The organism is Nonomuraea sp. NEAU-A123, assembly GCF_018603905.1.
Taxonomy (GTDB): Bacteria; Actinomycetota; Actinomycetes; order Streptosporangiales; family Streptosporangiaceae; genus Nonomuraea.
This window is the reverse complement of record NZ_JAHFZZ010000001.1, coordinates 790987-805617: the sequence shown is the minus strand read 5'-3', so window position 1 is coordinate 805617 and position 14631 is coordinate 790987. Positions and strand designations below refer to the sequence as shown.

13 protein-coding genes are annotated in these 14631 nt (G+C 68.2%); 6 read left to right on the top strand and 7 right to left on the bottom strand.

Going from position 1 to position 14631, the window contains the following annotated elements; genetic code table 11:
* Positions 1–220 precede the first annotated feature (220 nt).
* Both KLK06_RS03680 and KLK06_RS03675 read left to right on the top strand, forming a co-directional pair.
* Positions 221–2260: an endo-1,3-alpha-glucanase family glycosylhydrolase gene (locus tag KLK06_RS03680; RefSeq protein WP_214633816.1), complete on the top strand. Its 2040-nt coding sequence runs from the start codon at positions 221–223 to the stop codon at positions 2258–2260.
* A 96-nt stretch (positions 2261–2356) separates the two neighbouring features.
* On the top strand, positions 2357–2557 hold the full coding sequence (locus KLK06_RS03675) for a hypothetical protein (protein WP_214633815.1): 201 nt from the start codon (positions 2357–2359) through the stop codon (positions 2555–2557).
* Here the strand turns inward: KLK06_RS03675 and KLK06_RS03670 are convergent.
* The 4 genes from KLK06_RS03670 to KLK06_RS03655 all read right to left on the bottom strand — a co-directional run bounded on the left by KLK06_RS03670 (position 2535) and on the right by KLK06_RS03655 (position 6092).
* Positions 2535–3470: an acetylserotonin O-methyltransferase gene (locus tag KLK06_RS03670; RefSeq protein ID WP_250904772.1), complete on the bottom strand. Its 936-nt coding sequence runs from the start codon at positions 3468–3470 to the stop codon at positions 2535–2537. The genes KLK06_RS03675 and KLK06_RS03670 overlap by 23 nt on opposite strands.
* Before the next feature lie 92 nt (positions 3471–3562).
* Positions 3563–4318, bottom strand: coding sequence for an ABC transporter permease (locus tag KLK06_RS03665; RefSeq protein ID WP_308168084.1), 756 nt, complete (start codon positions 4316–4318; stop codon positions 3563–3565).
* A 20-nt stretch (positions 4319–4338) separates the two neighbouring features.
* Positions 4339–5112 (bottom strand): ABC transporter permease, encoded by a 774-nt coding sequence (locus KLK06_RS03660; RefSeq protein WP_214633812.1) that lies wholly within the window; start codon positions 5110–5112, stop codon positions 4339–4341.
* Positions 5109–6092, bottom strand: coding sequence for an ABC transporter substrate-binding protein (locus tag KLK06_RS03655; protein WP_214633811.1), 984 nt, complete (start codon positions 6090–6092; stop codon positions 5109–5111). Before KLK06_RS03655 ends, KLK06_RS03660 begins: the two co-directional genes overlap by 4 nt.
* 445 nt (positions 6093–6537) lie before the next feature.
* Here KLK06_RS03655 and KLK06_RS03650 point away from each other — a divergent pair, with 445 nt between their 5' ends.
* Both KLK06_RS03650 and KLK06_RS03645 read left to right on the top strand, forming a co-directional pair.
* Positions 6538–9306 (top strand): nitrate- and nitrite sensing domain-containing protein, encoded by a 2769-nt coding sequence (locus tag KLK06_RS03650; protein WP_214633810.1) that lies wholly within the window; start codon positions 6538–6540, stop codon positions 9304–9306.
* Positions 9303–9725, top strand: coding sequence for a roadblock/LC7 domain-containing protein (locus KLK06_RS03645; RefSeq protein ID WP_214633809.1), 423 nt, complete (start codon positions 9303–9305; stop codon positions 9723–9725). Before KLK06_RS03650 ends, KLK06_RS03645 begins: the two co-directional genes overlap by 4 nt.
* 8 nt (positions 9726–9733) lie before the next feature.
* Here KLK06_RS03645 and KLK06_RS03640 read toward each other — a convergent pair whose 3' ends face one another.
* Positions 9734–10498 (bottom strand): SDR family oxidoreductase, encoded by a 765-nt coding sequence (locus tag KLK06_RS03640; RefSeq protein WP_250904771.1) that lies wholly within the window; start codon positions 10496–10498, stop codon positions 9734–9736.
* Between the two features lie 129 nt (positions 10499–10627).
* The gene (locus KLK06_RS03635) at positions 10628–11422 is read right to left on the bottom strand and encodes an SDR family oxidoreductase (RefSeq protein ID WP_214633807.1); all 795 of its coding nucleotides are present in this window, start codon (positions 11420–11422) and stop codon (positions 10628–10630) included.
* Positions 11423–11556: 134 nt separating this feature from the next.
* Here KLK06_RS03635 and KLK06_RS03630 point away from each other — a divergent pair, with 134 nt between their 5' ends.
* Positions 11557–12147 carry a TetR/AcrR family transcriptional regulator gene (locus KLK06_RS03630; protein ID WP_214633806.1) on the top strand — a complete coding sequence of 197 codons (591 nt, stop codon included), beginning with the start codon at positions 11557–11559 and terminating at the stop codon, positions 12145–12147.
* A gap of 6 nt (positions 12148–12153) precedes the next feature.
* Here the strand turns inward: KLK06_RS03630 and KLK06_RS03625 are convergent, their stop codons facing one another.
* Positions 12154–13371 (bottom strand): ROK family transcriptional regulator, encoded by a 1218-nt coding sequence (locus tag KLK06_RS03625; RefSeq protein ID WP_214633805.1) that lies wholly within the window; start codon positions 13369–13371, stop codon positions 12154–12156.
* 87 nt (positions 13372–13458) lie between these two features.
* Here KLK06_RS03625 and KLK06_RS03620 point away from each other — a divergent pair, with 87 nt between their 5' ends.
* Positions 13459–14592 carry a Gfo/Idh/MocA family oxidoreductase gene (locus KLK06_RS03620; protein WP_308168083.1) on the top strand — a complete coding sequence of 378 codons (1134 nt, stop codon included), beginning with the start codon at positions 13459–13461 and terminating at the stop codon, positions 14590–14592.
* Positions 14593–14631 lie beyond the last annotated feature (39 nt).

Below are 14631 nucleotides of genomic sequence, written 5' to 3'. Positions count from 1 at the left end.
CTGGTCAGGCTGCCACCCGGTCGGCGCTGGAAGAGCTCGCCCGGCGGCTGGCAGGCTCCACCCGCCGCTCTGAGCGGGATCCGCGCGCCAGGTCTGGGGCTCACCATAGATCGGTTAAGGGGAGTGCTGGCGAACGCCCCTTTTGCCCCTTATGTCATGGCTATGGTGATCAAGCTTGTCAAAATCTGAACGGAGAGTCTTGTTCACTCATCCAAAACGCATGGCGTTAGCCATCCTGGCCGCGCTGGCCTGCGCCGCACCCGTGAACGCGGCGCAGGCGTCCGTTCAAGCCGTCCCGGTGGACGTCGTGGTCAAGGCGACCGACGACGTCTTCGTCAGTCAGGCGGCTCCCGGCACGGTCTACAGCACGGCCGAATGGCTCTCGGTATGCGTGAAGACGTGCAATGACGCCACGAACGCCGAGCGCAAGGCACTGACCGGTTTCACCGTTTCCGGCATCCCGAACAATGCGCAGAACGTCCGCCTGACCCTGCAGGTACGCGCCAGCAGAACGACCGACACCACGGTGTCGGCGCACAAGGTCACCGGCACCTGGTCCCAGAGCACCACGTCGTGGAACTCCCGCCCCACGTTCGGCAGCGCGCTGACCACCCACACCGGCTTCACCGCGAACAAGGTGGCCGAGCTGGACGTCTCCGCCGCCTGGACCGGCAACGGGAAGTACTCCTTCGGCCTGATGTCAGCCAAGGGGCCGGTGGCAGTGCTGTACTCCTCGCGCACCTCGGGCAAGGGCCCGAGCCTGAAGGTCACGTACACGCTGGGCACTGCAACCCCATCACCTTCGGCCACCCCGACCGCCAGCGCCAGCGCCAGCGCCACGCCCACCAGCAGCGCGAGCCCGACCGCGACCCCCACGGCGGCCGGGACGGAGTGCCTGCCCTTCGACAAGCCGTCGGCGTCCACGCTGCGTACCTATGACAAGAAGGTCTTCGCCTTCTACTTCCCGCCCTACCCGTTGTCGGTCGACAACAAGGACCCGGCCAAGGACCAGTGGGCCTCCTGGCTGGACCCGGCCGGCTCCAACGGCATGTACGCCGCGCAGGGCGGGCAGACTCGTGACCGACCGCTGACCAGGCCGGCGCGTTCGGGCAGCGAGTGGCGGCAGGCCGACTTCGAGGTAGAGGTACGTCAGGCCATCGCGATGGGGCTCGACGGTTTCATCTACGAGCACCACACCTCGGCCTCCGACCAGCGCTTCAACCAGTTCCCCAAGATGCTGGCGGCGGCCAAGGCCGTCGATCCCGGCTTCCAGATCATGCTGAGCCCGGACTTCCCGACCACCAAGGGCGCCGCGCAGGACAAGGTGATCTCGGACATCCTCATGGCCAAGGGTCACCCCTCGCTCTACCACCTGGCCGACGGCACCATCCCGCTGGCTCCGTTCTATCCCGAACGCCAGGCCGCGTCCTGGTGGGACGAGCTGCGCGACAAGCTGGCCAAGGAGGGCATGAAGACCTCTCTCGTGCCGATCTTCCTGGACTGGAGCGGCTCCGGTAAGACCGACTGGAACAACTCGGTGGCCGGTTACTCCTCCTGGGGCGTGCGCTGGGAGAGTTCCACCGACGGCTACCGCAAGGCGGGCATCGAGGCCAAGAAGCGCGGCAGGTTCTATATGGCCCCCGCCGCTCTGGAGGACGTGCGCCCCCGTGACAAGAGGTACTGGGAGCCGTCCAACAGCGAAACGCTGCGGCAGTCGTTCGTCAAGGCCCAGGAGGGCGGTGCGGACATCGTCTCCCTGCTCACCTGGAACGACTACGCCGAGTCCTGGCTGGCGCCGTCAGTCGAGCGCGGGTACGCCCCCGCTGACGTGATCGCCTACTACACGACCTGGTTCAAGACCGGCAAGTGGCCGACCGTGAAGCGCGACGCGCTGTACTACTTCCACCGCAGCCACCGCACCGACGCACCGTTCGACGCGACCAAGCAGACCATCGGCCCGATCTCCATCCCCTATGGCGACGCGGCCACCAACAACGTCGAACTGCTCGCCTTCGTCAAGTCCGCGGGCACCCTGTCCATCAAGCAGGGCACCGACGTCAAGACCAAAGAGGTCACCGCGCCCGGCATGGTGTCGTTCAAGGTCCCGATGATCCCCGGCACCACCCCCGTCTTCGAGCTGAAGCGGGACGGCAAGACCGTGCAGACCGTCACCAGCAACACGCCCATCGTCAAGAGCGTCGTCTACCAGAACCTGATCAACCACGCCGGCGGCGGCCTGAGCTGCAAGCGCCCCCTCTAACCGACCACTCTTCTCCTGTCGGCGCGATGCTCACGCCGACAGGGGCCCGGCGGATATTGGGTCGCTGATGGCGCGCGGACTGGTCACATTGGCGAGATGAGTCGGACGGTCAGCGCCATGTTCGAGGCCCTCCAGCGGCCCGCGGCCGGGCCGCTGATGCGACACCCCATCGATGGGGCCGCACCGTCCAGGCCGGATCAGGGCCCGGTCTGGCTGAAGGCCACGCCGCACTTCGCCGCCGATGAGGCCGCCGCCATCCGTGCCGCATTACGCGTCAGGCGGGCCTGGCCTCAATGAGGCTCGCTCCCGTGCCCAGCTCGATGACCTCCGCCAACTCCAGGTCGGCCTCCTGGAACAGCCTCGCGTACTCCTCCCGGGTACGTTCGAGGCCGCCGTTGAAGATGGCCAGCATGCGCAGATCGAGGTCCTTGCCAAGATGCGGAGCATCGTCGTCGGGCACTGCCACCTCCAGCACCAGCACGCGACTGCCGGGGTTCATCGCGCGGCGGACACTGCGCAGAATCCGTACGGCGTCGTCGTCGTCCCAGTTGTGCAGGATGCTGGACAGCAGGTAGGCGTCCGCGCCCGCCGGCACCGAGGCGAAGAAGTCGCCGACCACGACCTCGCACCGATCGGCCAGGCCCTCCGCGGCCAGCAGTTCCCTGGCCCGGTCCGCCACCTCGTCGAGATCGAAGAGGATGCCGCGCATGCCCAGATTGGCGTGCAGGACCGCGGCCAGGACGTGGCCCCTGCCCCCGGCGACGTCCACCATGGAATCGACACCCGCGAAGTCGTACCGCTTGACCAGGCCTTCCGTGAACGGGATGGCCCTGATGGTCATGTAGGTGTGAAACATGCGGCCCTTATCAGGATTTGCCGCCAGATACTCGTACAAGGTGCCGTATTTCGCAACGTATGCCGAGCTGCCGTTCCGCACCGTGTCCGGCAGGTTGCCCATCGCGTACCAGAAGCTCTCTTCGCCGAGCATGCGGATCGAGGTACGGATCGAGCCGGGGACGTCGGAGCGGAGCACGGCGCCCGCGTCGGTCAGGTCGTAGCCGTCGGCGCCGGCTCTGCGGACGACCCCGATGCCCGCCAGCTCACGCAGAACCCGGCGGAGCGAGGGGGCGTGCGCCCCGCACCTCCTGGCCAGTTCATCGGTGTCGAGCGGCCCGTCCGCCAGCTGGTCGGCGACGCCCAGCTCAGCCATGGTCAATAGAGCCGCGAAACGCGAAATGTCGGCAAGCGCTCCCCAGGCGAGGCCGTCGGAGTGTGGCATGTGTTGTCCCTTCCAAGATGAGGTCATGGCGTCCGGGTGGCCTGCCTGTGCCAGACCAGCAACCGGCGCTCTGCGAGCACGAAAAGCGAGTTCACGATGAAGCCGAGCGTCCCCAGCAGGGCGATCGTCGCCCACACTCCGGGTGCGTCGAAGCTGCGCTGCGCGATCAGCAGCTGGTAGCCGATGCCGTCCGTACCGCCGAACAGCTCGGAGATCACCATGAGAATGAGCGCGAGCGACAGGCTCAGCCGCAGGCCCGCGAAGATCTTGGGTGAGGCGGCGGGGATGACGATCCGGCGCAGGCGCTGCGCCCTCGACAGCCCGAAGACGGTGGCGGTCTCGGTGTAGGTCCGGTCCACCGCCCTGGCCCCGTCCATCGAGTTGAGCAGCACCGGCCAGATCACGCCGGACACGATCGCGGCGAGCTGCGTCTGCAGGCCCGCCTGGAACAACACGATGAACAACGGCAGCAGCAGCGGTGGCGGGATGGCGCGGCCGAACTCGATCAACGCGTTCACGTAGTCGGCCGCCACCCGCGAGCGCCCCAGGAACACTCCCAGGAGCACACCGATGAGCGAGGCCAGGATCCAGCCGGAGAACATGCGCCCCAGGCTGGGCAGGATGTTGGCCATCGCGTCGTCCGTGAGGAACAGTCGTCTTACCGGGCCGGAGAACCACAGCTCGTACATCCGGGCGACGATCGTTGTGGGCGGCGGGAAGTCCTTGTCCGCGAGCCGCCGCGAGACGAGCTCCCAGAAGACGATTACGGTAAGGATCACCCAGGACCTGGCGAGCGACTTCACGACACCGCCCCCGTCCGCACTCGGCGCCAGTGGAACAGCCGGCGCTCCGCCGCCTGCAACGCCAGGTTGGCCAGCAGGCCGAATGCGCCGGCCCAGAAGGTGGCCGCCATGATGAGGTCGGTCCTGTTCCCGCTTCCCGCCTGGATCACGAAGACCCCCAAGCCCGCGACGCCTCCGGCGAGCAGCTCGGCGCTGACGGCGATGATCAGCGCGATCCCGGCGGCGACCCGGATGCCGGTCGCGACGAAGGGCGCGGCACTCGGCAGGCTCACCCTGCCGAGTACGGCCAGCCGCCCGAATCCGAAGCTGCGCAGGGAGTCCTTGGCCAGCGGATCGACGTCGTGCATGCCGTACAACGTGTTGATCAAGATCGGCCAGACGGACGCGTACACGATGACGGAGACCTTCATCAGCTCATCCACCGGGATCAGCAGGATCGCCAGCGGGATGATCGCGACCGAGGGGATGGGCCGCAGGAACTCGAGCAGGGGCCGGACGGCGCGCTCCACCGGGGTCACCGCGCCGAGCAGGACTCCCGCCGGGACGCCCACCAGCACCGCGATGAGCAGGCCGAGCGCCCAGTTCGTGAGCGTGGTGAGCGCTCCCAGCAGGAACTCTCCGTCGGCCAAGAGGCGCACCGCCTCGTACAGGATGGTCGAGGGCGCCGGGAAGATCAGGTCGCCGCTCGGCCCGAACCGGATGACCAGCTCTCCGACGACAAGAAAGCCCGCGGCGCCGATGACGCCGCGGAGCAGTCGTGCACGGGTCATCCGGCCGGCGGTGCCACGATGATCGAATTCACGTCGATCGGGCTCTTGAGGTATTGGTACTCGACCATGAGGTCGACCACTTTTTGCAGCCGGTTGGCGCTCAGCGCGCTCGGGTAGGTGCCCAGCGTGATGACCGAAGCGGTCTTCGCGTCGATCTTCGTGTACGTGGGCAGGATCGCTTCGATCTCCTTGCGGTTACTCGATGCGAGGGCCTGCGCCTTGGCGACCGCCCGTTGGAAGGCGGCCATCGTCTTCGGGTTCTTCTTCACCCACTCGTCCGTGGTCATCCAGCCCGCCATCGGCAGGTCCTCGGCCTCGCCCGTCATGGTGTCGGCCAGCGTGCGGAAGCCCAGCTTGCTCTCGTTGGCGGTGATGAACGGCTCGGGGGTCCAGCAGGCGTCAGCCTGGTGGCTCGCGAGCGCGGCGCCCATGTCGGGGAACGGCTTCTCGGCGAAGTGGACGTCCTTCTCGGTGAGGCCCGCCACCTTCAGCTGCGTCGTCACGGCCAGCGTGCCGACGTTCCGGAGGTTGTTGATCAGGATGGTCTTTCCCTTGAGGTCAGCGACCTTTTTGATCGCCGAATCCTTCGGAACCATGATGGCGAAGGCGTTCGGACCGGCCTGGTACATGTCCGCGACAACCTTAAGCTTCTCACCCTGGCTGACGGCCCCGAAGATCGAGACGTAGTTGTTCTGCATGATGTCCAGCTGGCCGTTCTTGACCTGCGGGAGGGACGACGCGCCGCCGGCGATGATCTGGGGCTTGACCGTTAGGCCCTCTTCCTTGAAGAAGCCCTTGGCGTTGGCGATATAGATCGATGCAGAGTCGGGAATCGGCAGCGCGCCGACCGTGATGACGGTCTTCTCTAAGCCCTTGCTATTGGCCGATTCAGGAGAGTCGCTGTTCCCACCACAGGCGGTAAGGGTGAGAGCGACTGCTGCGCCGAGAGTGAGGGCGCGACAGCGCAGTGTGCGGGTCATCGGGGGGTTCTCCTACAGGGGAAGCGTCTGGAGATGCGGCATCAACGACGCCGAGCGTGAAGCGTAGCGGAGGGTAGATCAAAGCTGAAGCGCAATGCCATGCATATCCGAGTTTTTCAATGAAAAGCAATATATGGGGCGAATGCATGGCGAATGCCCTTAGAGCGCCGTTGATGATCTTGTGTCCGAATTGTCCTGGTTCTAGCGTTCCAAGCGCCGAAAATTAATCTGCTTGAAGAATCAACGACAAAATGGACCGATTGAAATCTGTGAGGCGTTGGCTAACTCGTGAGGTTCATGCTCAAATTGGGCCCAAACTTGCCTGCGGTCATTCAATCGGTGTGACCAAGTCCCCTGAAGCAGGCCACGCGAGAGGTTGCCACTAGTGAGGACAACGACGACCAAACATGGTCGTGTCGGGGCCCCCGCTCTGCCGGGTCAGTCCGTGGCTGACGAGAAGCCCGCCGAGCCGGTGCCCACCCCCGGTAGCGCGATGGCCCTCCGCAACTGGCGGGTGCGAACCCGCCTCATTTCTCTCATCGCCATTCCCACCCTGGTGGCCGTGGTGCTGGGCGGGCTACGCGTCACCACCTCGGTCAGTAGCGCACAGCAGTATCAGCACATCAGCAACGTGAGCTCCCTCGTCGCGCAGCTCGGCGAGCTGTCCCGCGAGATGGCGCTCGAACGTGACCTCTCGGCGCAGTTCGTCGCCTCCGGCAGGGCATCGGCCGAGAAGGAACAGCTGGCGAACCAGCAGGACATCGTGAACGCCAGCGTGACGCGCACGGGCGCGGCGGCCGCGGCGGCCGAGGACTCACTGTCCGATCTCGGCCGCAAGAAGCTGACCACCTTGCGCACCAGGTTGACCCAGCTCACCTCGCTGCGAGCCACCGTGGCCGGCACGCAACTGCCGCCGCTCCCGACGATGGCGAAGTATTCCGAGGCCATCGCCGAGATGCTGCAGCTCTACGACGAGGTCACGCAGGGCTCGACAGACGAGCAGCTCATCTCCACGACCGCGGCCCTGCGAGCCATGGCCCGCTATGAGGAGGAGACCTCCAAACTGCGGGGCCTGCTGATGATCGCGCTGGTCAGGGGGTCGTTCGAAGAACCCGAGTACAAGGCGTTCCTCGATGCCCGCTCAAGGCGCGAGAGCGAACGCACTTCGTTCCGCACCGTGGCCACCCTCGCCCAGCGGCAGTTCTTCGACAACACGGTCGCCAGCGTGAAGGTCGGGCGGGGCGAGTTCTACATGAGCAGGGCCGTGTTCCTGACCAACTCGGGCCTGTCCCTGCGGCGGCTCGACACCTCGACCACCAACGACGTCGCCCGCTGGTTCGAGTCCATCAGCGACACCGTCGACAGCGCGCACACCGTGCAGAAGGCGCTGTCGGAGCAGGTCACCACCATCACCACCGACGTCCAGAGCAATGACCAGTACGTGGCCGTGCTCAACATCGCCCTGGTCATCACCCTGATCATCCTGGTCCTCGCCATCACCGCCGTCATGGCCCGCTCGCTCGTCCGGCCGCTCAGGCGGTTGCGCGGAGACGCGCTCAAGGTCGCCGGCCAGACGTTGCCCGAGCTCGTGCGGCAGCTCCGCGCCAGCGAGGTCAGCGCGGAGGAGATACAGGTGCCGCCTATCGGCGTCTCGTCGAAAGACGAGATCGGGGAGGTGGCGCGGGCCTTCGACGAGGTACACCGCGAAGCCGTACGGCTGGCGGGCGAGGAGTCCAAGCTCCGGAGCAACGTCAACGCGATGTTCGTCAACCTCTCCCGCAGAAGCCAGACCCTGGTCGAGCGGCAGATCACCCTCATCGACGGGCTGGAGCAGGGCGAGCAGGACGAGAACCGGCTGGCGAACCTGTTCAAGCTGGACCACCTGGCCACCCGCATGCGCCGCAACAGCGAGAACCTCCTGGTCCTGGCCGGTCAGGACCCGCCGCGTCGCTGGAGCCAGCCGGTCAAGCTGATCGACGTGGCCCGCGCCTCCCTGTCGGAGGTCGAGAACTACGAGCGGGTCGTCCTGCAGGTCCCCGACGGCGTGTCCGTCGCCGGTCAGGCCGTCAACGACGTCATCCACCTGATCGCCGAGCTGGTGGAGAACGCGCTGTCGTTCTCGCCGCGCGAGACCCGCGTGACGGTCTCCGGCAGCCGGATCGACGGCGGCGGCGTCATGCTGTCGATCACCGACTCCGGCATCGGCATGACCCTTGAGGAGCTGGGCCAGGCCAACGACCGCCTTGTCGACGCGCCCATCGTGGACGTCTCGGTGTCGCGCCGCATGGGCCTGTTCGTGGTCGCCAGGCTGGCGCACCGGCACGGCATCCGGGTGCAACTGCGCCCGCACGGCTCCGGCGGTCTGACCGCCATGGTGCTGATGCCGGAGACGCTGGTGGGCGCGCAAGCACCGGCGCCCGCCTACGCCGGCGTGCCCAGCGGCGCCCGCGAGGAGCCCTACCCCGCGCCGCAGTGGCAGAGTGGCGGCTACCAGATGAGCCCGGGACACCCGTCATATTCCTCCATCCCGCCGGCCTCGGGCGGTGGCTGGCCCTCGACGCCCCCGCGGCCTGCCGACACCGGTCGGCATCCCGAGCCGCGCGCGGACTACAACACCTACGACTCCGCCGACGTATGGGCGCCGACGAGAAGCCCGAGCAGTCCGAGCAGCCCGAGCAGTTGGTCCAGCGACAGCGGCCTGCCGAAATGGCCCACCGGCGACCAGCCGCAGAGCTGGAGCCGCGGCGACCGCACGGACGGCCCGTCGCGGCAGAGATACGACTTCCCCGAGACCGGATCGATCGCCACCGGCCCGATCCCGACCGTGAAGCCGGCCACCTCGGGTGACGAGTACCTGCCGATCTTCGCGGCGGTGGAGTCGGCCTGGTTCGAGCACGGGAGCGAGTCCAGCGCCAGTTGGGGATCGTCCAACGCCGACGCCGGCTGGAGCGCGGCCGAGACCGTGGTGAAGCCGGTACGAGACGGCGCGACCTCGGCGGGGCTCCCCAAGCGGGTGCCCAAGGCCAACCTGGTGCCGGGCTCGGCCAACACGGACACCGCGCCCAAGAGCGTGGCACCGATGCCGGCGCCTTCGCCGGAGCAGGTGCGCAACCGCCTGTCCAGCTTCCAGCAGGGGTTTCGGGCGGCCCGAAATGACATCAGTTCGGGCAGGGCGCCTGCTGCCGACCCCACGAACAGTGGGCAGGGCGCATGACCGACCTGACGTACGTGGCTCATGGCCTCGACTGGCTGATCACTGAGTTCGTCAGCACCGTCCCAGGCGTCGCCCACGCGGTGGTCGTCTCATCCGATGGCCTGCCGCTCGCGTTCTCGTCGGCCTTTCCCGCCGACCGGGCCGACCAGTTGGCCGCGATCGCCTCGGGACTGGTCAGCCTGACGCAGGGAGCGGCTCGCATGTTCGAGTCCGGCCCCCTGACCCAGGCCGTGGTGGAGATGCAACGTGGGCTGATGCTGACGATGTCGATCAGTGACGGCTCGTGCCTGGCCGTACTCGTCGCGCCCGAGTGCGACATGGCGCTCGTGGCGTATCACATGACGCTCATGGTGGAGCGTACCGGCCAGGTGCTGACCCCGGCCGTGCACGCCCACCTGCGGGCCGGCCAGAACAGGTGATACGGCGGTCAGCTGGGCTGCCGGGTGGGCATGATGGTGACCTGCTGCAGGTTCACCCGCGGCGGCAGGGAGGCGAGGAAGCCGACGATCTCCGCGATGTCCTGCGGGGTCAGCCACTCGATCGTCTCCTTGGAGCCCTCCAGCCAGGTCTGCGCGCCCTCGTCGGTGACGTGGCTCTGCAGCTCGGTGCCGACGATGCCCGGCTCGATCGCCGATACGCGCACGTTCTTCGCCCCCAGCTCGGTGCGCAGGGTGCGGGACAGGTGAGTGACGTACGCCTTGGTCCCGGCGTACACGGCGAAGTTCGGGAAGATGTTCTGCGCCGCGATCGAGGAGGTGTTGATCAGATCGGCCACGCCCCGCTGGGCCGCGGCTTCCACGAGTTGCGGTACGAAGGAGGCGATCGCGTTCATCAAGCCGGTGATGTTCAGGTCGATCTGGTGCCGCCACTGCTCGGTGGCCAGTTCCTCGACCGGCGCCGGCAGCATCACCCCGGCGTTGTTGAACAGCAGGTCGGCCACCCCCAGCTCGCCGCGTACCCGGTCGGCGACGGCCTGCAGCGCGGCGGCGTCGGTGACGTCGGCGGCCAGGGGGAGGGCGATCCCGCCGTTCTTCTCGATTCGGGCGACCAGTTCCGTCAGCCGGTCCGCCCGGCGGGCCAGGACGGCGACCTTGGCGCCCAGCCCCGCCAGGTGCTCCGCGGCGGCTTCCCCGATTCCGCTGGAGGCGCCGGTGACGACCGCCACGCGGCCCGTGAGAGTTCCGTTGGACATGTTGCTGCCTTTCGACGGTCTGTCGTGCGGTGGGCTGACCACCCTCGCCTTTCCGGACATAACCGCCCATACCCCTGCAAAGATCAGCTCTTGCCATCTAAACCGGCAAGTGCTGGCAAAACGGGGCACCTACCGGCTCGGCCGCGCCTGCTCGGCCAGGAATTCTTCCCAGGTCCGGCGGCCGACGGCCCGTTCGGGAGCGAGGTTGGCACCGGCCCGGTACGCGCGGGCGGCCCGGCCCGGGCTGTTGACCGACATGACCAACCGGCGCTTGCCGGTGGCCTTCAGATAACCGCGGGCAAGCTCCTTCATCGTGTACACGCGCGGCCCGGCCATGTCGGGCACGAGTCCGGCTGGCCGGCCGAGGGCGAGCTCGACGAGCCGGGCCGCCACCTCGCCGGAGTCGACCGGCTGGAACCGGACGCCGCCCCAGAGCGGCATCACCGGCGACTTGGCCATCAGCCCCAGCGTCATGAGGACCCACTCGTGGAACTGGGTGGCGCGCAGGGTGGTCCACGGGATCCCGGACTCGGCGATGACACGTTCGGCGGCGTGCTTGGCGGCGAAGTAGCCGAACATGGCGCGGTCGACACCGCTGACGACCGGCACCCGATCGACACCGACGACCGAGATGTACACCAGGTGCCCGACACCCGCGGGAGCGGCCGCCCGCACCAGGTTCCGGGCCTTGTCCTCATCGCCCTTGGCGCTCCCGGCGCAGTGCACGACGGTCCCGACCCCCTTGACCGCGGCGTCGAGCCCCTCACCGGTGCTCACATCGCCGGTCACGAACTCGACGCCGTTCCCGGGCCCGTGGCCGGTCCGGCTGAGCACCCGCACCTCGCGGCCGGCGTTCCGCAGGAGTGGTACGACCAGGCGTCCCAGCGTGCCCGTGCCGCCGGTGACCAGGATGGGAGACGTCATATCTGCTCCAAGCTCGTTTGGGACTCCCGTTTTTCGAGGGTCCGCTTGTCCGACACCGCGCGTGGAAGGAATGTGACATCGCCCGAAATAGTCAGAGCATCGACAGGAGTGCTAGCGATGCTAGAGTTGGCAGCATGTCGATTCAGGAGCGTCGGGAGCGCGAGCGTGCGGAGCGGGAACAGCTGATCGTCACAGCCGCCCGCGCGCTGGCCGAGGCCGAGGGCTGGGAGGCGGTGACGACCCGGCGCCTGGCCGAACGCGTCGAATACAGCCAGCCGGTGCTCTACAGCCACTTCAAGGGCAAGGACGCCATCATGGCCGCGGTGGCCGTGGAGGGCTTCGCCGACCTGGCCGCCGACCTGCGCGCGGCCCGCATCTCGGCAAGCGACCCTCGACACGCTCTCGCCGAGGTCAGCGCCGCCTACGCGGACTTCGCCGAACGACGGCCCGCGCTGTACGACGCCATGTTCAGCCAGACCGTCAACCTGCCCTTCGCCACCCCCCAAGCACCACCCGTCCTGCACGCGGCCTTCGGCGAACTGAGCCAGGCGCTGCGGCCACATACCGGCGACGACGAACTGGGCACGCTCACCGAGACCCTCTGGGCCGGCCTGCACGGACTGGTGACGCTGATGCGTGGCGGCAGGCTCCCGCCCGAGGACCACGAGCGGCGACTGGCCCTCCTGGTCAACCGCTTCTCACAGCGATCGGGCGACCCCACCTGACCACCCTCACACCTCGGCGAGCAGCCGTCCCACGCCCGCCTGGCTGAAGACCTCTCGGCCCGCCAGGGCGATCGCGCCGATGATCCCCGCGTCGGCGCCGAGCTGGCTCGGGGTGATGATGAGCTTACGCGTCGCCAGCGGCAACGCCTGTTCGTAGACCGCCGCGCGGACTCCGGACAGGATCTCGTCCTGCAGCTCGCTCAAGGGGCCGCCGAGCACCAGCATGCGCGGATTCAGCGTGTGGATCAGCATCGCCACGACCTCGCCGATGTCGGCGGCCGCCTGGCGGATTCTGTGCAGCGCGCTGGTGTCGCTGTCGGCCACCAGGCGGGCCAGCTCGCGCGAGGCGGACAGCCGGTCGTCGAACGACGACGATGCGATGCCGAGGTCGGCGAGCACCGCGCGATGGCTCGCGACGGCCTCCAGGCAGCCGAACTTGCCGCACCTGCAGACGATGTCCCGCCGCGTGGACGCCCGGATGTGCCCGATGTCGCCGGCCGCGCCGTCGGCGCCGCGATGCACCGAGCCGTCCGCCGTGACGATGCCGGCGCCGATGCCCGACCCGACCTTGATGACCAGCAGCGGCGTGTCGGCCATCTCCTGGGTCGCCTCGCCCAGGGCCATCAGGTTCACGTCGTTGTCGACCGTGACGGGAGCGCCGAACTGCCCGCGCAGGTAGTCCCCGACCGGGTAGCCGTCCCAGCCGGGCATGATCGGCGGGCGCACCGCGCAGCCGCGCTGGAAGTCGACGGGGGCCGGAAGGCCGGCGACGACGTGACGGACCCGAGCCGGATCATGGCCGTGCTCGGCGAGCATCGAACGCAGCCGCCCGGACACCTCGGCCAGGAGCTCCTCGGGACCGCGGTCGACGGGCAGGTTGACGAGGTCGCGGCCGATGATGGTGCCGCCGAGGTCGGCGATCGCGAGCTGGGTCGCGGCCACGTCCACATCGGCCACGGCGATCGTGCCGGCGCGCGGGCTGATGGTGAGTGCCCGGGGCGGCCGGCCGCGTACCGACTGGCTCGACTCGGTCTCCTCGACGATGCCGGCGCCGATCAGGCTGTCCACCTGCTGACTGACGGTCGACCGGGCGAGGCCGGTGAGCCGCGCGATCGCCGCGCGGCTGGTCGCCTCGCCGGCGGCGATCATCCCCAGCACCCGGTGCAGCGCGATGGCCACAGGTGCCGGCACGGCGTCGACGCCGGATTTCCCGTCTTTTTGCATGCGATGAAACTAAAGATGGCATCTTGTGGCTGTCAATAGCCTCAATCATGCTCGGATATGGCCAAACAGTCTTTTGGAGGTCTGAACGTGGCGCATCCGCGCACTCAAGCCGTCATTATCGGCGCCGGCCTCATCGGTTCGGTCCATGCGGGGGCCCTTCGCGGCGTCGGCGCGACCGTGCGGGGCGTCGTCGGTTCCAGCCCGAGCCGTTCCGCCGTACTCGCCGACGAATGGGACGTCCCGGTTCGCTATCCGGACCTCGCGGCCGTGCTCGCCGATGACGCGGTGGACGTCGTGCACATCTGCACGCCGAACGCGCTGCACGCCGACCAGGCGGTGGCGGCGCTGCGGGCCGGCAAGCACGTGATCTGCGAGAAGCCGATCGCGACATCGCTCGCCGACGCTCAGCGGCTCGCCTCGGTGGCCGCCGAGACGGGCCGCACGCTCGCCGTCCCGTACGTGTACCGCTATCACCCGCTGGTCCGTGAGATCCGGGCCCGCCGGATGAACGGGGACTTCGGCGCCTGGCAACTCCTGCACGGCAGCTACCTGCAGGACTGGATGCTCGACGCCGGCACCGCGAACTGGCGCGTCGACGCCGCGCTGGGCGGGCCTTCCCGCGCTTTCGCCGACATCGGCTCCCACTGGTGCGACCTCGTCGAATGGGTGGCCGGAGTGCGGTTCCACGAGGTGACGGCACGGCTCGGCATCACCAAGCCCGAGCGCCCCGCGGGCAGCGGCTCGACCTTCGGTCCGGCCAGCGGAACGACATCGGACCATCTGCGGCCGGTGACGACCGAGGATGTGGCCACCGTCCTGCTGCGGACGGCGGAGGGTGTCCTCGGCTCGCTGACGGTGTCGCAGGTCTCCGCCGGACGCAAGAACCGGCTCTGGTTCGAGCTCGACGGCGCGGCCGGCAGTGCCGTGTTCGACCAGGAGAATCCGGAGGCGGTGTGGCTCGGCAACACCGAGGGCGCACAGATCGTCGTGCGGGATCCGAGCCAGGGATCGGCCGAGCAGCGCCGGCTGGCCACCCTTCCCGCGGGGCACGCGCAGGGCTACGGCGACTGCTTCCGCGCGTTCGTCGACGACGCCTACTCGGCCATGGCCGGCCTGCCGGTCGTGGGGCTGCCGACCGCCGCCGACGGCGTCCGCTCGGCACGGCTGATCGACGCGGTACTGCGTGCCGACGAGAGCCTCACCTGGAGCGTGGTCGAGTGATCACGATCCAGGATCCATCTAAGGAAGGACCGACAGAAC